The sequence below is a fragment of the Pseudomonas sp. 102515 genome (genome assembly GCF_031085165.1).
Classification (GTDB): domain Bacteria; phylum Pseudomonadota; class Gammaproteobacteria; order Pseudomonadales; family Pseudomonadaceae; genus Chryseomonas.
Genome location: NZ_JAVHTY010000001.1, coordinates 478,098 through 497,992, shown reverse-complemented (window position 1 = coordinate 497,992; position 19,895 = coordinate 478,098). Strand labels below are relative to the sequence as shown.

General features: G+C 67.7%; 17 protein-coding genes, 1 other RNA gene and 1 pseudogene. 11 read left to right on the top strand and 8 right to left on the bottom strand.

The genetic code is table 11. The annotated features are described in order from the left end of the window. Together RCF34_RS02260 and RCF34_RS02255 are read right to left on the bottom strand one after the other, a co-directional pair. Complete coding sequence (locus RCF34_RS02260) at nt 1-996, bottom strand: ABC transporter substrate-binding protein (RefSeq protein WP_308707510.1); 996 nt, start codon at nt 994-996, stop codon at nt 1-3. A 14-nt stretch (nt 997-1,010) separates the two neighbouring features. Then, nucleotides 1,011-2,012 (bottom strand): LacI family DNA-binding transcriptional regulator, encoded by a 1,002-nt coding sequence (locus tag RCF34_RS02255; protein WP_308706707.1) that lies wholly within the window; start codon nt 2,010-2,012, stop codon nt 1,011-1,013. A gap of 278 nt (nt 2,013-2,290) precedes the next feature. Between RCF34_RS02255 and RCF34_RS02250 the strand changes: the two genes are divergently transcribed. The 8 genes and pseudogenes from RCF34_RS02250 (at nt 2,291) to RCF34_RS02220 (ending at nt 10,465) form a co-directional block, all read left to right on the top strand. After that, nucleotides 2,291-4,039, top strand: a complete 1,749-nt coding sequence (locus RCF34_RS02250; protein WP_308706706.1) for an ABC transporter permease subunit — start codon at nt 2,291-2,293, stop codon at nt 4,037-4,039. A 13-nt stretch (nt 4,040-4,052) separates the two neighbouring features. Continuing rightward, on the top strand, nt 4,053-5,360 hold the full coding sequence (locus RCF34_RS02245; protein WP_308706705.1) for a nitrate/sulfonate/bicarbonate ABC transporter ATP-binding protein: 1,308 nt from the start codon (nt 4,053-4,055) through the stop codon (nt 5,358-5,360). A 61-nt stretch (nt 5,361-5,421) separates the two neighbouring features. Beyond that, nucleotides 5,422-5,497: non-coding RNA, sX9 sRNA (locus RCF34_RS02240), on the top strand. Between the two features lie 40 nt (nt 5,498-5,537). Beyond that, nucleotides 5,538-6,596: an ATP-binding protein gene (locus tag RCF34_RS02235; RefSeq protein WP_308706704.1), complete on the top strand. Its 1,059-nt coding sequence runs from the start codon at nt 5,538-5,540 to the stop codon at nt 6,594-6,596. Next, nucleotides 6,593-7,219 carry a response regulator transcription factor gene (locus tag RCF34_RS02230; protein ID WP_308706703.1) on the top strand — a complete coding sequence of 209 codons (627 nt, stop codon included), beginning with the start codon at nt 6,593-6,595 and terminating at the stop codon, nt 7,217-7,219. Before RCF34_RS02235 ends, RCF34_RS02230 begins: the two co-directional genes overlap by 4 nt. A 140-nt stretch (nt 7,220-7,359) precedes the next feature. Next, nucleotides 7,360-8,130: pseudogene (locus RCF34_RS22910) on the top strand (MCP four helix bundle domain-containing protein); the annotation flags it as partial. After that, entirely contained in the window at nt 8,104-8,988 is an 885-nt protein-coding gene (locus RCF34_RS22905; RefSeq protein ID WP_374941156.1) for a methyl-accepting chemotaxis protein, read from the top strand. The pseudogene RCF34_RS22910 and the gene RCF34_RS22905, both read left to right, overlap by 27 nt. Nucleotides 8,989-9,250: 262 nt before the next feature. Further along, on the top strand, nt 9,251-10,465 hold the full coding sequence (locus RCF34_RS02220) for an HD-GYP domain-containing protein (RefSeq protein ID WP_308706701.1): 1,215 nt from the start codon (nt 9,251-9,253) through the stop codon (nt 10,463-10,465). Nucleotides 10,466-10,500: 35 nt separating this feature from the next. On the opposite strand, the gene RCF34_RS02215 is transcribed toward RCF34_RS02220, so the two are convergent. Next, nucleotides 10,501-11,124 (bottom strand): VOC family protein, encoded by a 624-nt coding sequence (locus tag RCF34_RS02215; protein ID WP_308706700.1) that lies wholly within the window; start codon nt 11,122-11,124, stop codon nt 10,501-10,503. 277 nt (nt 11,125-11,401) lie between these two features. Between RCF34_RS02215 and RCF34_RS02210 the strand changes: the two genes are divergently transcribed. Next, nucleotides 11,402-12,727, top strand: a complete 1,326-nt coding sequence (locus RCF34_RS02210; RefSeq protein WP_308706699.1) for a M20/M25/M40 family metallo-hydrolase — start codon at nt 11,402-11,404, stop codon at nt 12,725-12,727. Between the two features lie 54 nt (nt 12,728-12,781). On the opposite strand, the gene RCF34_RS02205 is transcribed toward RCF34_RS02210, so the two are convergent. Continuing rightward, nucleotides 12,782-13,906: an MFS transporter gene (locus RCF34_RS02205; protein ID WP_308706698.1), complete on the bottom strand. Its 1,125-nt coding sequence runs from the start codon at nt 13,904-13,906 to the stop codon at nt 12,782-12,784. Between the two features lie 263 nt (nt 13,907-14,169). Here RCF34_RS02205 and RCF34_RS02200 point away from each other — a divergent pair, with 263 nt between their 5' ends. Both RCF34_RS02200 and RCF34_RS02195 read left to right on the top strand, forming a co-directional pair. Then, on the top strand, nt 14,170-14,598 hold the full coding sequence (locus RCF34_RS02200) for a DUF2231 domain-containing protein (protein WP_308706697.1): 429 nt from the start codon (nt 14,170-14,172) through the stop codon (nt 14,596-14,598). Continuing rightward, nucleotides 14,595-15,890 carry a sorbosone dehydrogenase family protein gene (locus RCF34_RS02195; RefSeq protein WP_308706696.1) on the top strand — a complete coding sequence of 432 codons (1,296 nt, stop codon included), beginning with the start codon at nt 14,595-14,597 and terminating at the stop codon, nt 15,888-15,890. The genes RCF34_RS02200 and RCF34_RS02195 overlap by 4 nt, the downstream gene beginning before the upstream one ends. 45 nt (nt 15,891-15,935) lie before the next feature. On the opposite strand, the gene RCF34_RS02190 is transcribed toward RCF34_RS02195, so the two are convergent. The 4 genes from RCF34_RS02190 to RCF34_RS02175 are packed head-to-tail and all read right to left on the bottom strand — an operon-like array spanning nt 15,936 to nt 19,864. Continuing rightward, the gene (locus tag RCF34_RS02190) at nt 15,936-16,244 is read right to left on the bottom strand and encodes a cytochrome C oxidase subunit IV family protein (RefSeq protein WP_308706695.1); all 309 of its coding nucleotides are present in this window, start codon (nt 16,242-16,244) and stop codon (nt 15,936-15,938) included. Next, nucleotides 16,241-16,870 (bottom strand): cytochrome c oxidase subunit 3, encoded by a 630-nt coding sequence (locus tag RCF34_RS02185; RefSeq protein WP_308706694.1) that lies wholly within the window; start codon nt 16,868-16,870, stop codon nt 16,241-16,243. Before RCF34_RS02185 ends, RCF34_RS02190 begins: the two co-directional genes overlap by 4 nt. Continuing rightward, the gene (locus tag RCF34_RS02180; protein WP_308706693.1) at nt 16,867-18,930 is read right to left on the bottom strand and encodes a cbb3-type cytochrome c oxidase subunit I; all 2,064 of its coding nucleotides are present in this window, start codon (nt 18,928-18,930) and stop codon (nt 16,867-16,869) included. Before RCF34_RS02180 ends, RCF34_RS02185 begins: the two co-directional genes overlap by 4 nt. Then, the gene (locus RCF34_RS02175) at nt 18,923-19,864 is read right to left on the bottom strand and encodes a ubiquinol oxidase subunit II (RefSeq protein WP_308706692.1); all 942 of its coding nucleotides are present in this window, start codon (nt 19,862-19,864) and stop codon (nt 18,923-18,925) included. Before RCF34_RS02175 ends, RCF34_RS02180 begins: the two co-directional genes overlap by 8 nt. Between the last annotated feature and the right edge of the window lie 31 nt (nt 19,865-19,895).

The window sequence follows — 19,895 nt, the reverse complement described above, 5'->3', positions numbered from 1 at the left end:
TCAGCGCACCTCGGCCTGGTAACGCTTGGCGAAGGCTTCCTGGACCGCCGCCATGTGACCGTAGTCGACGGTGCCGGCGCGGGCATAGTCGGCGGCGGGCAGGAAGCGTGCCTTCACCTCGGCCGGCAGCGGCACGTCACGCACCGGGCGCAGATAGGCCAGGGCCCAGAGCGCCTGGCCCTTGTCCGACAGCACGTAGTCCAGCACCTTCTCGCCATTGGCGCGGTGCGGCGCGCCCTTCACCAGGCTCATGGTGTAGGGTACGGTCAGGCTGCCTTCCTGGGGGATGACGAAGGCCACCGGGGCGTTGTCCTTGTAGCGGGCGCGGTAGGCGTTGAAGTCGTAGTCGACCAGGATCGGGATCTCGCCGGAGAGCAGGCGGGCATAGGCGGTCTGCTTGGGCACGATGGGATCGTTGGCCGCCAGCTGCTTGAAGAAGGCCATGGCCGGACCGAAGTCGTCGAGGTTGCCACCCAGGGCCTGGTTGAGCGCCACGGCGGTGACGTAGCCGACGAAGGCGCTGGAAGGGTCCAGGTAGCCCACCAGGCCGCGGTACTCGGGCTTGAGCAGGTCGGCCCAGCGCTGTGGCACCGGCTTGCCGCCCAGGGCCTGGGTGTTGACTATGAAACCGAGGGTGCCGGAATGGATGGCGGTCCATTCACCCTGGGGGTCCTTGAGGCCAGCGGGTACCTGGTCCCAGTGCTTGGGTTGGTAAGGGGCCAGCACGCCGGCCTTTTCCGCCTGGATGCCGAAGGTCACCCCGTAGTAGACGACGTCGGCCACCGGGGCTTCGCGCTCGGCCACCAGCTGGGCCAGCGACTGGCCGGAATTCTTGTTGTCCTGGGGGACCTCGATACCTGTGTCGGCGGCGATGGCCTTGAGCTGGGCACCCCAGTCGGCCCACTCCAGCGGGCAGTTATAGCAGATGGCGGTGTCGGCGGCCTGGGCGCTGGCCAGGCCGCAGGCCAGGGCGACGCCGGCCAGGAGGCGACGCATGGGGAAGCGGGATTTCATCGGTAGGGCTCCTTCAAGGGGCCGGCACTGGTGCCGGGACGGACGAGGCAGGGCAGACACCTCTGGTGGATGGCGCTGCCGGCGATCAGCGCCAGCAATTCGGTGACGAGCACGGCGCCCAGGCTCTGCAGCGGCTGCATGACACTGCACAGGCTGGGTTCGAGGCGGGCGCCCATGGCGATGCCATCGAAGCCCACTACCGAGAGGTCGGCAGGCACGGGCACCCCGTGGCGCTGGAGTTCGGCGATGACGCTGATGGCCAGCAGGTCGTTGGTGCAGAGCAGGGCGGTTGGGGCGTGACGCTCCAGCAGCGGCGCCAGCTCCGCCCAGTCGGCGTCGGTGTGGCTGGCCAGCTCCAGACGCGGCAGCGTCGGCAGGCCGGCGGCGGCCATCGCCTGGCAATAGCCGGCGAAACGGCGCTCGCTGCGATCCGACTGCTGGGCCGGTCCCGAGACCAGGGCGATGCGGCGGTGCCCCAGGTCGAGCAGGTGCTCGGTGGCCATGGCCATGCCCTGGCGGTTGTCCACCGCCACCGCCGCATAGGGACGCTGGGGTTCGTGATAGGCCAGGATGAAAGGCGTCCGCTCCTGGCTCAGCTCGGCCAGCACCTCGCTGCGGTCGGCGTCGGCCACCGTCAGTACCAGGCCAGCGACGCGCTGGCGCAGTAGCTCCTCCACCACCGCCGCTTCGCGCTCGGGCTGGTAGTCGGTGGTGGCGATCACCAGCGAATAGCCCTGGCTGCGCGCGGTGCGCTCCATGGCCTGCAGTTGTTCGGCGAACACCGGGTTGAGCAGGCTGGGCACCACCACGCCGATCAGCCGGGTGCTCTGCTGACGCAGCTGGCGGCCCAGCAGGTTGGGGCGGAAATTGAGCCTGCGCGCGGCGTCCAATACCCGTTGTCGGGTGCTCTCGCGCACCTGCTCGGGCGTGGCGAACACCCGCGCCGCCGTGGCCCGGGAGACCCCCGCCTGTTGCGCTACCTGTTTCAGATCGGTCATGCCGGCCTCGTTTGAGATCGATCTCATTTGCGGCAGACGATGCCGGCGGCAGATGTCGGGACGATGACAGCGAGATGAAGCTTCTGCTCCGGCCGGGCACGTCCTCGCGCGCATGGCAGCCGGCGAGGGCAGGCCTCGAAGGGATATACCTTGGTATAGCCAGACGTCCATCGTTTCAATGGCTTGGACGGGGTGGCCAGCCTAGATTAGCCCGGTGGCCGGACCCTGCGCGGCAGGGCCGGCCACTCTCCCAAGGCCCCCATTCGAAGAGGTACGCCATGAAGACCCTTCCTGGCCTCTACACCCCCGCCGTGGCGCCGCGCTCGCTGCGGCAACGTCCCACCTCCCTGTGGGCCGATGCCCTCTGCCTGGCACTCGGGCTGATCGCCCTGGCGCTGATCTGGCACGGCGTCGCCGAGATGCGCGCGCCCCTGGCCGTGCTCGACGCCGATCCCATGACCCTGGACCTGGCGCGACTGCCCGAGTACGCCCTGCGCACCACCCTGCGCATGTTCATCGCCCTGGGCGCCTCGCTGCTGTTCACCTTCGTCTTCGCCACCCTGGCGGCCAAGAGTCGCAAGGCGGAGCTGCTGATCCTGCCGGCCATCGACATCCTGCAGTCGGTGCCCATCCTCGGCTTCCTGACCTTCACCGTCAGTTTCTTCCTGGGCCTGTTCCCGGGTCGCCAGCTGGGCGCCGAGTGCGCGGCCATGTTCGCCATCTTCACCAGCCAGGCCTGGAACATGGCGTTCGGCTTCTACCAGTCGCTGCGCACCGTGCCCGAGGACCTGCAGCAGGTGAGTCGCCAGTTCGGGCTGTCCCCCTGGCGGCGGTTCTTCCGCCTGGAGCTGCCGTTCGCCATCCCCGGCCTGGTGTGGAACACCATGATGTCCATGTCCGGCGGTTGGTTCTTCGTGGTGGCCTCGGAAGCCATCACCGTGGGCGACAACACCATCGACCTGCCCGGCATCGGCTCCTGGCTGGCCCTGGCCATCGCCCGGCAGGACATCGCCGCCATCGGCTGGGCGGTGCTGGCCATGGGCCTGGTGATCCTGGTCTACGACCAGCTGTTCTTCCGCCCGGTGGTGGCGTGGGCCGACCGCTTCCGCGTCGAGCAGACCGCCAGCCAGCAGGTACCGCGCTCCTGGGTCTACGACCTGGTCCGGCGCGCGCGCCTGGGCCGCATGCTGGGTGGCTTCGGCAGCTTCTGCGCCCAGCTCGCCACCCCACGGATCCGCCGCGCCTGGCCGCACGGGCACCTGGCGCCGCAACGCCGCGCCTGGCTGCAGCGCGGGCTGGACGTGCTCTGGTATGGCGCGCTGCTGCTGGTGCTGCCCTACTATGCGCTGTATAGCTTCATCGCCGCCGACGTCTACTGGGTGGAAGCGGTCTCGGTACTCGGCCTGGGGCTGCTGACCATGGCCCGGGTGCTGCTGCTGATCGCCGTCGCCAGCCTGATCTGGGTACCCATCGGCGTCTGGATCGGCCTGCGCCCGGGCTGGTCGCTGCGGCTGCAGGCGGTGGCCCAGTTCCTCGCCGCCTTTCCGGCCAACGTGCTGTTCCCGGTGGCGGTGGTGGGCATCGTCAGCTTCCACCTCGATCCGGACATCTGGCTGTCGCCGCTGATGGTGCTGGGCACCCAGTGGTACATCCTGTTCAACGTCATCGCCGGCGCCAGCGTGCTGCCCAACGACCTGCGCGAAGCGGCCCGGCTGTTCGGCCTCAGGCGCTGGCAGTGGTGGCGGCAGCTGGCCCTGCCGGCGATCTTTCCCTACTACGTCACCGGCGCCCTGACCGCCGCGGGCGGCTCCTGGAACGCCAGCATCGTCGCCGAGGTGGTGAGCTGGGGCAATGAACGCCTGGAGGCCCATGGCCTGGGCGCCTACATCGCACAGATGACCACCGCCGGGGATTTCCCCCGGGTCGCCCTGGGCATCGTGGTGATGTCGATCTTCGTACTCGGCTTCAACCGGCTGCTCTGGCGGCCCCTGTACGCCTACGCCGAGCGGCGTCTGCGGCTCGATTGATAGGAGAAACGCCATGAACCTGACCGCGCTGAATTCCCGTCCCCTGATCGACGTCCAGAACGTCCGCCAGCTCTATGGCAACGCCGGCGGCCCGGCCCGGGTCGTGCTGGACGAAGTGTCCCTGACCCTGCACGAAAACGAGATCGTCGGCCTGCTGGGTCGCTCCGGCTCGGGCAAGTCGACGCTGCTCAGATCCATCGCCGGGCTGCTCACCCCCAGCGGCGGCACCGTCGCTTTCCCGCCCAAGGACGACGGCCAGCGCGCCCGCGTCAGCATGGTGTTCCAGAGCTTCGCCCTGTTTCCCTGGCTGACCGTGCTGCAGAACGTCGAGATCGGCCTGGAGGCGCTGCACGTGCCGCTGGACGAGCGTCGCCGCCGCGCCCTGGCCGCCATCGACCTGATCGGCCTGGACGGCTTCGAGAGCGCCTATCCCAAGGAACTCTCCGGCGGCATGCGCCAGCGCGTCGGCCTGGCCCGTGCCCTGGTGGTGCACCCGGACGTGCTGCTGATGGACGAACCCTTCTCGGCGCTGGACGTGCTCACCGCCGAGACCCTGCGCACCGACCTGCTCGACCTCTGGATCGAGGGGCGCATGCCGATCCGCTCCATCCTCATGGTCACCCACAACATCGCCGAGGCGGTGCTGCTCTGCGATCGGGTGCTGATCTTTTCCAGCAATCCCGGCCGCGTCGCCAGCGAGATCCGCATCGACCTGCCGCAGCCGCGCAATCGCCACGATCCGGCCTTTCGCGAACTGGTGGAGGAGATCTATGTGCGCATGACCGGCGAGACCACCCCGGCGCCCCACGACGGCGGGGTTCCCGGCAATGGCCTGGGCATGCGGCTGCCGACGGTATCGACCAACGCCCTGGCCGGGCTGCTAGAGGCGGTCCAGGCCGCACCCTACGATGGGCGCGCCGACCTGCCGGAACTGGCCGGCGGGCTGGGCTATGCGCTCGACGAACTCTTTCCCCTGGCCGAGGTGCTGCAACTGCTGCGCCTGGCGGTCCTCGAAGGTGGCGATCTGCGCCTGCTGCCGGCCGGGCGTGCCTACGTCGAGGCGGGGGTGGACGTGCGCAAGCAGCTGTTCGCCCGCCAGTTGCTCAACTTCGTGCCCCTGGTGGCCCATATCCGCCGGGTGCTGGACGATCGCCAGGGCCACACGGCGCCGGCGCGGCGTTTCCGCGACGAGCTGGAGGACTTCATGGACGAAGCCGACGCCGCCCGCACCCTCGGCAGCGCCATCCAGTGGGGGCGCTATGGTGAACTCTTCGCCTATGATCAGGCGGCCGATATGTTCAGCCTGGAAAATCCGGGCTAAGAGCGACGAATAAAACGACTGCGCGTCCGCCAGACGGGCGCGTGCAGCGCCCGGAATCCTCATGTATCACCCATACATTGCGGTTCCTGCGCGCCGCGCGCACCCGCCTGACAGCCGCTCGCCACGTTTTGTAAGCCGCTCTGGGACGTACACGCGACCACGAACGAGAGACTGGCCATGGATCGACGACCCTTCGCCACCACCACCCACTGGCTGCGGCTAGGGGGCCTCTGCGCCCTGGCGCTGGGCATCGCCCTGCTGGACACCTTCACCGACCGGGAGATCGCCATCGGCGTCTTCCAGGTGGTGGTGGTGCTCCTGGCGGCCGGCTTTCTGTCGGCGCGCGGGGTCACGATCACCGCGCTGGGCTGCACGCTGCTGGTGCTCTGCAGCTATGTCGCCACCCGGAGCGGGGACCAGGAGGCGGGACTGGTCAACTGCATCATCAGCCTCCTGGCCATCGTCGCGGTCGCGGCCCTGTCGTTGCGGCTGGAGGCCGCCAAGCGCGCCGCCGATGCGGCCCGCGCCCGGCTGGTCCAGGCCGGGCGCCTGAGCCAGCTGGGTGAACTGGCCGCGTCCATCGCCCATGAGGTGAATCAGCCGCTTACCGCCATCGCCGCCAGCGGCAATGCCTGCCAGCGCTGGCTGAGCAACCAGCCACCGCAGGTGGAGCGCGCCGTGCAGGCCGCGCAGCGGGTCATCGATGACGCCCATCGCGCCAGCGCGGTGATCGCCCGCGTGCGCAGCCTGGTGCGCCAGGCGCAGGTGGCCAAGGATTGGCTGAACGTCGCCGATACCGTGGAGAAGGTGCTAGATTTCGTCCGCGCCGAATTGAGCCAGCGCCAGGTCGCCGTGGAGGTACGCCTGCAGGAAGGCCTGCCGCCGCTGCTGGCCGACGAAAGCCAGCTGCAGCAGGTGATCCTCAATCTGCTGCTCAATGCCCTGGACGCCCTCGAAGGGGTGGCGCCCGAGCAGCGGCGGGTGGTCATCCAGGTGGGGCAGGACACCGCCGGTGCCATCCGCCTGGGCGTGGAAGACAGCGGTCGTGGCTTGACGCCGGTAGCGCGCGAGCAGATGTTCGAGGCCTTCTACACCACCAAGGAACAGGGCATGGGCCTGGGACTGGCGCTGAGTCGCTCCATCGTCGAAGCCCATGGCGGGCGGATCTGGGCGACCTCGCTGCCGGAAGGTGGCACCGGGGTCTACTGCAGCCTGCCCAAGGACCCGCAACCATGACCGAGCAAACCCAGCCCGCCCTGGTCCACCTGGTGGACGACGACGCCTCGGTGCGCGCCGCCGTGGGAGACCTGCTGGCGTCCGTGGGGCTCAACACCCGCAGCTATGTCTCGGCCGCCGACTTCCTCGACCGGGCCCGGCTGGACGAGCCCGGCTGCCTGGTGCTGGACGTGCGCATGCCTGGCATGAACGGCCTGGATCTGCAGCAGGCATTGCAGCGCCGGGGCCTGGCGCTGCCGATCATCTTCATCACTGGCCATGGCGACATCCCCATGTCGGTCCGGGCGATGAAGCAGGGCGCCCTGGAGTTCCTCACCAAGCCGTTCCGCGACCAGGACCTGCTCGACGCCATCGACCAGGCGCTGCGCAAGGCCCAGGACGCCCATGCCCGGCGCCGGCAGTTGCAGGACCTGCAGACCCGCCTCGATACCCTCAGCGAGGGTGAGCGCGCGGTGCTGGCGCGGGTGGTGACCGGGCTGCTCAACAAGCAGATCGCCGCTCAGCTGGGCGTCAGCGAGATCACCGTCAAGGTGCGCCGCGCGGCCCTCATGCGCAAGCTGCAGGCCGGCTCCCTGGCGGAACTGGTCAAGATGGTGGAGCGGCTGGAGGCGTCACGCGGCTAGGCCGTTGCGACGCGCCGTACAGCCGCTGGACAACCTCCACAGTATTCTTGTCGCGCCAATCGCTGACGCGCTAAAGAAAGACATTGGTCAGTCGATACGGGCTTTAGAGGATCGCCTTCCGCCGATCCAAGGAGCCCGTCTTGAACCTTCGTCAGCTACGCATCGCCCCCCGCGCCACCCTCTGCTTCGGTGCGGTCACCCTGTTCGTGATGCTGCTCGGCGCCTTCGCCCTGGTCCAGCTCAAGGCCCTGCGCGCCACCGAGCAGGCGATGGAGGCCGAGTGGCTGGCGAGCGTCCAGACCACCGACGACATCCAGATCGCGCTGCTGCACACCCGGTTGGAAAGCATCCGGTTGCTGGCCAGCGAAGACAGCGCCGCCTTGGCCCTCGCCACCCGGCAGATCCAGGTGAATCGGGATCTGATGAACGCCCGGACCGCCTATTACCGTGACCACCTGATCTCCACCCCCGAGGAACGCACCAACCTCGACCAGGCCGCGCTGCAGATGAAAGGCTATCTGGACGGGCTGGATCGGGTGGTGACCCTGGCGGCCAGCGACCGCGCCGAGGCCCTCAAGCTGGCCAATGGCGAGCAGCGCCAGCGGGCCGAGGGTTATCAGGAGCAACTGACCCGCCTGCGAGAATTCAACAGCGAAGGCGCCCGTCGTGCCGGGGAAGTGGCGACGGGCATCTATGACCATAGCGTCAGCATCGTGGTCGGCATCATGCTGCTGGCGGTGCTGGTGACCCTGCTGCTGGCCTGGCGCCTGACCCGCAGCCTGGCCCAGCCGATCGGCGCTTCCCTGGCCGTGGCCAACGCCATCGCCCAGGGCGAGCTGACCGGCAAGATCGATCCGACCGGCAAGGACGAAGCCGCCGGTCTGATGCGCGCCCTGGCGCAGATGCAGGACAACCTCAAGGACACCCTGCACGGCATATCCAATTCTTCCAGCCGCCTGAGCGAGACCGCGCGCACCATGCACGCCGTCACCGACCAGGCCAGTCGTGCCCTGGCGAGCCAGAACGCCGAGATCGACCAGGCCGCCACCGCGGTCACCGAGATGAGCGCCGCCGTAGAGGAGGTGGCCCGCAACGCGTCCTCCACGTCCCAGGCTGCGCGGGAATCCAGTGCGGCAGCGGAAAGCGGCAATGCCAAGGTCGGCCAGGCCCTCGACGCCATGCAGCGCCTCACCCAGCAGGTGCAGTCCACCTCGGTGCAGGTCGAAGGCCTGGCCGGGCAGGCCCAGGACATCAGCCAGGTGCTCAGCGTGATCGGCTCCATCGCCGAGCAGACCAATCTGCTGGCGCTCAACGCGGCCATCGAGGCCGCCCGGGCGGGCGAGCAGGGTCGCGGTTTCGCCGTGGTCGCCGACGAGGTCCGCGCCCTGGCGCATCGCACCCAGACCTCGACCCGCGAGATCGAGCAGATGATCCAGGCGGTCCAGAAGGGCTCGGCCGAGGCCGTGGATTCCATGCAGCTCAGCACCACCCAGGCCCAGGCCACCTACGCGGTGGCCCAGGAAGCCGGCGCGGCGCTGAGCGACATCCTCCAGGCCGTGCGCCTGATCGACGAGCGAAACCTGCAGATCGCCACCGCCTCCGAAGAACAGGCCCATGTGTCCCGCGAGGTCGACCGCAATCTCATCAGCATCCGCGATCTCTCGGTACAGACCAGCGATGGCAACCGCGAAACCGTGGGTGCCAGCGAGCAGCTGTCCGAGCTCGCCGGCGAACTGCAGACGCTGGTGCGACGCTTCAAGCTGGCATGAGGGGCAGGGCGCGCAAAGCGGGCTGCGCGCCTGAACCACTCGGCCCGTCCACTGCCGCCAGGCGACTATCCCTGAGGCCGACGATTCGCGGTGTGGGCCTGCCTGGCACAGCTAAGGTCAGATAAATTACCTCTGACGACTGATTTCTGCCGGCTCGTCGGTGAGGACGGTCTTGGGTCTTTTGGGAATGGTGGCTTCTTGCTATTAATGGTTAGTGCAATATCTAATTAGCCACGTCCACCGAGGCGCTCCTGGAAACACTATGGCTTTGCCCGAATACAGCATCAGACTGCCAGTCTCCCAGTTGCAGCTGGGCATGTATGTCAGCGAACTGGATCGGCCCTGGGCAGGCACGCCTTTCCTGTTCCAGGGTTTTCCCATCCAGAGCGTGCACGACCTCCGCGCCCTGCAGGACACCTGCGAGTTCGTCTGGGTGGACCGACGGCAGAGCCGTTCGGTGACCCCGCTGGCAGCCAACCTGGCGGCAGGCGAGCAGACCAAGACCTATGCCATCGACTACCGGGAGGCGGTCAAGGCCACCGAACCGGTGTGGCGGGAGGCCCGTGCCGTGTCGATGCGCCTGCTCGACGCCGTCAAGTTCGGCCAGGAACTCGACGTCAGCGAGGTGCGGCGTGCGGTGGGGGCGTGCGTCGAGAGCGTGCTCAAGCATCCCGCGGCCAGCCTCTGGCTGGCGCGCATCAAGCAGCGTGACCATTACACCGCGGAGCACTGCCTGCGCGTCTCGCTCTATGCCATCGCCCTGGGCAAGGCGCTGGGCATGCTGCCCCTGGAACTGGAAGAGCTCGGGGTGTGCGGCATGCTGCACGACGTCGGCAAGATCAAGGTGCCCGACGAGATCCTCAACAAGCCAGGCCGCCTGACCGACGAAGAATTTCGCATCATGCAGGCCCATACCACCTACGGCTATCAGTTGCTGATGGGCAACAGCGAGGTGCCGCCCGCCGCCGTCGACGTCGCCCATACCCACCACGAACGCATGGATGGCAAGGGCTACCCCCGCCAGCTGCCGGCGCAGCGCATCCCCTTCAAGGCCAAGATCATCGCCGTGGTGGATGCCTACGACGCCATCACCAGCGACAGGGCCTACAGCGAGGGCCGTTCCAGTCTGGAGGCCTTGCGCATCCTTTTCGAAGCCCGGGGCACGCAATTCGACGAAACCGTCGTCCTGGCCTTCATCCAGCTGATCGGTGTCTATCCGCCGGGTGAGATCGTCGAGCTGAGTACTGGGGAGGTGGGGATCATCATCGGCTTCGACGCCGGCAGCAAATTGAAGCCGCGGGTCCTGGTCGTGCTGGATGCGGACAAGCAGCCGCGCCTGGAGCGAGTGCTGGATCTGGCGCGCAATCCGCTCGATGCCGCTGACCGTCTGATCAGCGTCCGTGCGGTGAAGCCCTCGGGTGCGTACGGGATCGATATCGATGCCTACCGCGCCAAGGGCCTCGTGGTACCGGCCTGAGCGGGCGAGCGGGCTGGCCGCCATAGGGCCCGGCATCAAAGCGTCTTGAGGCCCGTTGGTGTCTCGATACAGGCCAGCAAGCCCGGTCCCTCGCCAGGTATCACCGCGACGGGCCCGGAAAAGCCGATCGCCTCGAGCTGCTGCCCGAGCACCACGGCATCGGGATGCCTGAGCTCAAGGCGCTGCACGCGACAGCCCCGGTCGATCAGTCCTCGCGCGGGGGGCTCGGCGTCGCCCCAGTCGATCAGGCTGGGTAGCATCCCTCCCAGCGGCAAGTGTCCATCGGCGTGGATCGATATCTGCCAGGAAAGCGTGCCTCTGCTCATCGATTCGATAGTGCCGAAGGTCTGCGTGAGGCGCGCATCCGCCTGAGCCAAGCCCTGCGTCCTGGCCACCCAGTGGGCCAGGCGGGGCTCGGCATCGGCCTCCAGAGCATCCAGCCCGAACCAGCGCGTTCTGGTGGGCGGGGCAGCGTCCGGGTCAGGGGCTATGACCTCCAGATAGGCATCGCCCAGGCGCAGCAAGAGGTTATGGGTACCCATGCGCGCATGCTTGCCGCCCGGCTGCATCTCCACGCCAAGTCTGCGTTCGACGTACTGGGCGCCCGCGGCGAGCGTCGGGGCCACGACGACCAGATGATCCAGGCTGGAAAGTCTCATGGGTGTGGCTCCTGACCGGAGAAGGCTTGCTGGTGGACAGTCAGCTTAGCGCCCGCGAGCGAGCTCGCCACCTCAAGACGCCCTGGGGAGGCAGACGCGCCGAGACGTCGTCGCCATCGCCGCTTTGAGCGCAGAGAAGCACCCTGAGCGACGCTACATATCCGATAGCGCCCCGTGCTTTGACCTTTCGTTCCTACACCCCTAGGGTCAGGCAGGGGTGCATTCGTCAGACGATTTCACCCGATCGGAATACCAATCCAGGCAATGGGAGTGTCAGATGTCTTTTGCTCGTTCGGCCTTGGCCAACCGCTTTTCCGCTCTAGTGCTTACCGCCGCGACCGCCACCCTGGCGTTGCCCCTGGCCGCCGCGCCGGGCGTCGAGGGTTCCCTGTCCGCCGTCCAGGCCGATGCCCGGGTTACCAAGGCGCTGGACGCGCTGCGCGCCGATGACGGCCGCACCTTCACGGAACAGAAGCACATCGCCCAGATTCCCGCGCCGCCGTTCAAGGAAAAGGTGCGCGCCGAGTATTACCTCAAGCGTTTCCAGGAGCTGGGCCTGAAGGACGCCAGCATCGCCCCGGAAGGCTATGTGATCGCCACCCGCAAGGGTAGCGGCCAGGGTCCGCAGCTGGTGGTCTCGGCGCACCTGGATACGGTGTTTCCCGAGGGCACCGACCTGACCCTCAAGGAAAAGGACGGCAAGACCTACGGCCCCGGTATCGGCGATGACGCCCGGGGCCTGGCGGCCCTGCTGTCGGTGATCGACGCCCTGAACAAGAGCGGCATCGAGACCGTGGGCGACCTGATCTTCGTCGGCACCGTGGGCGAGGAGGAGCTGGGCAACCTGCGCGGGGTCAAGGCCCTGTTCAAGGATCGCCGGGGCATCGACGGCTTCATCTCGGTGGACGGCATCGACGTGCGGCGGATCGTCAATCGCGGCACCGGCAGCCACCGCTACGAGATGACCTTCAAGGGCCCGGGTGGCCACAGCTTCGCCGAGTTCGGTCGACCCAGCGCCATCCACGCCATGGGTCGCGCCATCGCCAAGATCGCCGAGGTGCGGCCGCCCAAGGAACCCAAGACCACCTTTACCGTGGGCACGGTGCAGGGCGGCACCTCGGTCAACGCCATCGCCGGCGAAGCGCGCCTGACCCTGGACATGAGATCCAACGAGGAGGCCGCGCTGCTGGCCGAAGAGAAGGAGATCCTGGCCCTGGTGCAGGACGCGGTGAAGGAGGAGAACCAGCGCTGGGACACCGATCAGATCTCGGTCGACATCAAGCTGATCGGTGATCGTCCGGCTGGTGGCACGGCGGAGGATTCGCCCATGGTGCAGACGGCGCAGCGCTCCATCGCCGCCGTTACCAACGGCGCCAAGGTCACCTTGAGCGGTGGCAGCACCGACTCCAATACCGCCATGTCCCTGGGCGTGCCGGCCATGACCATCAGCGGCGGCGGGGAGGGCGGCAGTGCCCACTCGCTGGCGGAGTGGTACAAGCCGGTTGACGCCTACCAAGGACCGCAGAACGTGCTGCTGACCAGCCTGACCCTGGTGGGCGTCAAGGGCGTCAGCGAGCCGGTGCTGCAGGCCAAAGGCAAGTAGCCCAAGGCCGCCCTGGCACCCGTCCGCAAGGGAGGAGTGCCAGGGCCTGCAGCCTCATTCGCGCGCCGGCTTCACGCTCAGGCACGCCAAGGAGCTGACCAGGATGGCCAGGCCGGACAGCGGATACAACAGGGTCGAAGGCACCAGCGGGATGAGCACGCCCGCCAGCAGCGGACCCACGCTGGCACCCACGTCGCGCCACATGGCGTTGGAGGCCAGCGCCGGCAGCCGGGCCTGGCCGGGATGGCGGGCGGCGACCAGGGTCACCACCAGCGGGATCTGCAAGGCTCGCAGGATGAGCACGCCGCCGGCGCCGAGGATCAGCCAGTGGCAGCCGAAGGCGATCAGGAACAGTGCGGTCAGCGTCGAGCAGACCACCAGCATGGGCGCCGCGCCATAGCGGTCCGCTGCCCGGCCGCCGAGCGGGCTGAGCAGCATGTCGGACACATAGCGCAGCGCCATCAGCAACCCGGCCACCAGCACGGCGTCGCCGCCCAGCACCGCCTGGGAAAAGGCCGACAGGCCAAAGATGAACAGGCCGTCCAGGGTCACCCCTTCGATGAAGGACCAGGTGACGATGCGATCCGGCCAGCGCAGGCGCCGCCCAGGCGCCGGCAACTCGTGAGCGGCGCGCGGCAGCCCCAGGGCCAGCAGCAGACCGATCAGGCAGACTCCACTGCTCAGCAGCAGCACCGCGCGCGGACCGTATTGCAGGGTGAGCCAGGCGCCCGCGGACAGGGCGAGCATGGGACCGATGGCGATCAGCGCGCGGGAGGTGCCGGTGCGCCGGGCGGCGCCGGCCGGGTCGGCGGTGGCCAATACCTGGGTGGACAGGTTGAAGGTGGCGAAACTCAGGCCCCAGGCCAGGCGTAGCCCCAGCAACGCCCAGAAGCCCGCGAGGTTGGCGTTGCCCAGAGCGCAGAGCGCGGCCACCGCGGCGGCCACCACCAGGCTACGGCGATCCCCGCAGCGGGCATAGAGCTGCACCACATAGCGATAGCCGACGATGCGGATCACCCGGTTGGCGGCCAGCAGGATGCCGGCTTCGATCAGGGTGATGCCGAAAACCGGGGCGTACATGGGTAGGACGAGATAGAGCAGCACGTCGCTGGGCAGGCAGCAGGCGAGGACGATGGCCGCACGCCGGGAGGCCTGGTCGACGGACCGGGAAGAGGTCATGCGCAAGGGGTTCCTGTAGCGGAGGTGACGTCCAGCCCTTCGGTCGGCAGCCGGACAGCGGATTGCAGGGACGGCTCGGCCGGACAGGCGCCAGGCAGAGGTCGCGGCTGCAACGAGCCATCATTATCTCTTCTTTTGCAAGAGGTGTCCGCCAGGCGAAACGGCTGAACTTACCCCGGGCGCGCGCAATCCTTTTCAGTGCGTCTTGCGCTGCGCAGTGGCTGCCCGGCCCTGCCACGTCCCGTCATCAAAAGGAGTCGTCAGTGACCGTAGCTGCCCATCATTACCACCCTGTCCGGCCCGGCCCGCTGCACGCGTTGCTGTTGGCCGGCGCCGTCCCGCTGTTCATCGGCGGCCTGCTCAGCGACATCGCCTACTACCAGACCCAGCAGATCCAGTGGGCCAATTTCGCCGCCTGGCTGATCGCCGGCGCCCTGTTGCTGTCCGGGCTGGCCCTGCTGTTCGCCCTGGGCAATCTGTTCGGTGCCCGCTTCCGCGGTCGCCGGCCGGTGGCCTATTTCCTCCTGCTGCTGCTGGCCTGGGTGCTGGGGCTGGTCAACGCCTTCGAACATGCCAAGGATGCCTGGGCGGTAATGCCTGCCGGGCTGATCCTTTCGGCAGTGGTCTCGGTGCTGAGCCTGGTGGCTGCCTGGATCGGTCTTTCCAACCTGCGTTCGGAGGCGGTCCGATGAGCACTCCAAGAGCCTTGAGCGTCCTGGGTCTGGCCGTGCTGCTCGCCGCCTGTGGTAACGAGGGCGGCGCCGACACCCAGGCGCGCGGCCCCGATCCCAAGCTGCCCGAACCCCAGCGCGGCCTGCTGCCGAGCATGAAGATCGCCGAACCGGCCCCCTGGGGCGATCGCACGCCCAGCGTTCCCCAGGGCTACACCATCACCGCCATCGCCACCGACCTGCGCATTCCGCGGCAGATGCTGGTGCTGCCCAATGGCGACATCCTGGTGGCCGAGGGGCGTGGCGGCAACGCGCCCAAGCTGAAACCCAAGGACGTCATCGCCGGCTACATCAAGGCCAAGGGCAACACCCAGGTGAAGGGCGGCAATCGCCTGACCCTGCTGCGCGACGCCGACGGCGATGGCAAATACGAACTCAAGACGGTGTTCGCCGAAAATCTCAACGCGCCCTATGGCCTGGCCTTCGCCAACGGCCGTATCTATGTGGCCAACCAGGATGCCTTGGTTAGCTTCCCCTACCAGGAGGGCCAGACCCAGGCCAGCGGCGCGCCGGACAAGCTGGTGGACCTGCCAGCGGCGATCAACCACCACTGGACCAAGTCCCTCGCCGCGAGCGCCGATGGTCGCTACCTCTATGTGGGCATCGGCTCCAACAGCAACGTCGGCGAACGCGGCATGGACGTCGAGGTGGATCGCGCGGTGATCTGGCAGATCGATGCCCAGAGCGGCGCGCACAAGGCCTATGCCACCGGGGTGCGCAATCCCACCGCCCTGGCCATGCAGCCCGGTAGCGGTCAGCTGTGGGCGGTGGCCAACGAGCGCGACGAGATCGGGCCGGATCTGGTGCCGGACTACCTGACCTCCATCCGCGAGGGCGGCTTCTATGGCTGGCCCTACAGCTACTGGGGGCAGAACGTCGATACCCGTGCCCAGCCGCAGGACCCGGCCAAGGTGGCCGCGGCCATCAAGCCCGACTACAGCCTGGGCTCCCACGTCGCCGCCTTGGGCGTGACCTTTTCCACGGCAGCCGTGGGCGGGCAATTCACCGATGGGGTCTTCGTCGGTGAACACGGCAGCTGGAACCGCGACAAGCCGGTGGGCTACCGGGTGGTCTTCGTGCCTTTCCAGCAGGGACGTCCGGCTGGCGAGCCCATCGACTTCGCCACCGGGTTCTTCGGCGACGATGGCAAGACCCGCGGCCGACCGGTCGGGGTGGCGGTGGACCAGCGCGGCGGCGTGATCATCGCCGACGACCTGGCCAACACCGTCTGGCGGGTGACGCGCACCCAGTAAGGTGGGTGACGCTCCGGTCACCGTCTTTCGGGACGGCGACCGCTGTTAACCCATGCGGTGATGGAGATCACCCAGCACTATCAAACTGCCCACCACCATCAGCACCAGGATCAGGCTGGTGAACAGCAGCAGATAGAGGTCGTGGCGGTGCGAACGACCCAGGCTGATATGCAGGAAGCAGCGCAGGTGCACTAGGATCTGCAGCAGGCCCAGGCCGAAGATGACGCCCAGGGTGGTCCCGCGCGGCCAGGTCGGGAAGAGCACCAGGCCGATGGGGATCAGGCTCAGGGTCACCGCCAGTACCAGGCCGATCCCATAGCTCGTCAATTCGCGGCGATAGTCGTCACGTTTCATGGCAACAGCCCCTGCAGGTAGACCACCGAAAGGATGGCCACCCAGACGATATCGAGAAAATGCCAGAACAGGCCGAGGCGCATCAGCCGGGTCTTCACCGGCGTATCCAGGCCGAACACCCTGAGCTGCACCAGCATCACCACCAGCCACAGGCAGCCACTGGCGACGTGTACCCCGTGCATGCCCACCAGGGCGAAGAAGGCCGAGAGAAAGGCGCTGCGCTGGGGTAGGGCGCCCTGGTCCGCCATGCCGAGGAAGTCGTGCCCCTCCAGGCCGAGAAACACCAGACCCAGGGCCAGGGTCACCAGCAGCCAGGTTACCAGGAGCCACAGGCGACCCTCGTGGTACTTCAACGCCAGCGACGCCAGGCCGTAGGTGAAGCTGCTGGCCAGCAACACCAGGGTCTGGACGGTGACACTGCCGATCTCGAAGACGTCCCGGGCCACCGGTCCCCCGGCGGTAGCGTGCTGCAGCGTCGCGTAGAGGGCGAACAGCAGCGCGAACACCAGGGCGTCGCTCATCAGGAAGATCCAGAAGCCGAACAGCGAGTATTCGGCCTCGGCGTGGGTCGCGTGATCGGTGGCGCCGACGTTGAGGCCGGCGTGGTTCATATCGCGCGGACTCATGGCCCCATCTCCGCCAGGCCGCGATTGCCGGGCCCGGTTTCCTCGTCACGGTTGACCGCCCGCGTCGCGGCGACCTCATCCAGCCAGGCCTCGTGTTGGCAGCGGATGTCCGCCGCCGAGATCAGTTGCTCGGTATCGCGCTGGAAACTGCGGACGATCACCGCGCCCCAGGCCACCAGCAGGCCCAGTACCGCCATCCAGCCGATATGCCAGACCAGGCCGAAGGCGCAGGCGAAGCCCGCCGCGCCGACGATGGCCGGGACGGCACTGTTCTTGGGAAGCACCAGATCGGCATAGGTCCGCGGCCGCTCGTAGGCCAGGCCGTGTTCCTTGAGCCAGGTGAAGGGGTCGCGGTCGTTGATCGGCAGCGGCACGGCGAAGTTGTACTCCGGCGGCGGCGCGGCCACCGCCCATTCCAGGGTGCGGCCGTTCCAGGGGTCGCCCGCCGGTACCCGCGCACCGTCGCGGCGGCGGATGCTCACCACCAGCTGGATCACCAGGCTGGCCAGGGCGGCCAGCAGGATCAGCGCGCCGAGTTCGGCGACCCAGAGCAGCGGGGCGAAGTCAGGATTGTGGATCGCCTGGCTGCGCCGCGGCAGGCCGGAGACGCCCAGCACGTACAACGGCATGAAGGCGAGGATGAAGCCCAGGCCGAAATTCAGCGCGGCGATGCGGCCCCAGCGCTCGTCGAGGCGAAAGCCGAAGGCCTTGGGAAACCAGAAGTGGTAGCCCGCCAGCATGCCGAACAGCATCCCGGGGATCAGCATGTTGTGGAAGTGGGCGACCAGGTAGACGGTGTTGTGCACCTGGTAGTCCACCGGCGGCGTGGCCAGGGTGATGCCGGTGAGGCCGCCGATGACGAACAGCATGATGAACATCACCGCATAGATCAGCGGTGTGGTCAGGCGGATGCGGCCACGGAACATGGTCGCCATCCAGTCGTAGATCTTCACCCCGGTGGGGATGCCGATGAGCATGGTGGCGATGCCGAAGGCGGCGTTGATCCTGGGTGACTGCCCCATGGTGAAGAAGTGGTGCAGCCAGACGGTAAAGGACAGCACGGCGATCACCAGGGTGGCCCAGACCAGCGAGTGATAGCCATAGAGCCGCTTGGTGGAGAAGGTGGCGAAGACCTCGGAAAACACCCCGAAGGCCGGCAGGATCAGGATGTACACCTCCGGATGGCCGAACAGCCAGAACAGGTTGATGTAGTTCATCAGGTTGCCGCCCTGGGTATTGGTGAAGAAATGGAAGTCCAGGTAGCGGTCCAGGGCCAGCAGCAGGGTCGCCACGGTCAGCGGCGGCATGGCGAAGATCATCAGGATGCTGGTGCATAGCGCCGTCCAGCTGAACAGTGACATGTGAAACAGGCGCATGCCTGGCGCTCTTTCCTTGTAGAGGGTGACGGCGAAGTTGAGGCCGGTGAGGGTGCTGCCCAGGGAGCTCAGCGTCAGCGCCCAGATCCAGTAGTCCGGGCCCACGCCGGGCTGGTATTCGGCGCCGGTATAGGGCGGATAGCCGCTCCAGCCGCCGGTGGAAAAGCGCCCCAGCACCAGGGATACCATCACCAGCGCCGCGCCGGCCACGGTCAGCCAGAGGCTGATGGCGTTGAGCAGCGGAAAGCGCACGTCGCGGGCGCCGATCTGCAGCGGCATGACGAAGTTGATCAGCCCGGTGAGAAAGGGCATGGCGACGAAGAACACCATGATGGTGCCGTGGGTGCTGAACAGCTGGCCGAAGTGCTCCGGCGGCAGGTAGCCCGGCGCATCGATGGCCAGCGCCTGCTGGGTGCGCATCATCACCCCTTCCACCACGCCGCGGCTGAACATCACCAGTGCCAGTACCACATACAGGATGCCGATGCGCTTGTGGTCCAGGCTGGTGAACCACTCCTGCCAGAGATAGCGCCATTTGCCGAGCCAGGTGATCACCCCGGCGGTAGCCAGGCCGCCGAGAATCACCACGCTGGCGCCGCAGGTGGCGATCAGGCTGTAGAAGGGCAGGGCGTCGTAGCCCAGGCGGCCGAACAGCAGGTGCCAGAGGGCCGAGGAATCAGTCATGGGTGGCTCCCTGGAAGGTGGCGCAGGCGGGTACCGGGTCCTGGCGATAGCGCGCCAGCACCCAGGCGAAGAGGGCAGGTTGGGTCAGGCGAAGCTGGGCGGCCTGTTCCAGGGTGCCGGGGCGGGCCAGCACCTGGTAGTGGGCGCAGTCCAGGGCCTCGCGGGCCTGGCCGACCTGTCGGGTCCAGGCCTGGAAATCCGCCTCCGCCAGCACCCGGATCGGGAAGTGCTGGTCCTGGAAACCTTCGCCGCTGTACTGGGCATTGCGGCCCTCGAACTGGCCGGGCGCGGGAATCTGTAGATAGCGCTGGGTCCGCATGCCGGCCATGGCGTAGATCTGGCCGCCCAGGCGCGGCAGCAGCAGGGATTGCATCACCGTATCGCTGGTGAGTGTCAGCTGTACCGGCCGCCCCGCGGGCAAGACCAGCTCATTGACCGTGGCGATGCCCTGTTCGGGATAGAGAAACAGCCACTTCCAGTCCAGGCCGATCACCTGGACCTCCAGCGGCGCCTCGCTGGGCGTCGGCGAGCGATAGGAGTCGAGGCTGTGGGTGCGGGTCCAGACCAGCACCGCCAGCACCGCGACGATCAGCGCCGGCACGCCCCAGGCGAAGACGTCCAGCAGCCAGGAGAATTCCCAACGCGGCCGGTAGGCGGCGCGCGTATTGCCGTGGCGATAGCGCCAGACGATCAGCGGGGTGAGCAGGATCACCGGCAGCACCACCACCAGCGCCAGGCCGACGATCCACAGCAGCAGGTCGCGTTCGCCGCTGGCGGCGAGACCGGCCGGGGCGAGAAAGCCGTGCTGCAGTGGCGAACAGCCGCTGAGCGAAGCCGCCAGCAGCAGGCCAGCGATGGACCCGGCCGCCAGGCGGCGCCTCGAGGTGCTCCCCGGACAGGGAGAAGAACGACGCGACTTTCGCGCAAAGGACATGAGTGGCCCTGACCGTAACCAGTTGTTGCAG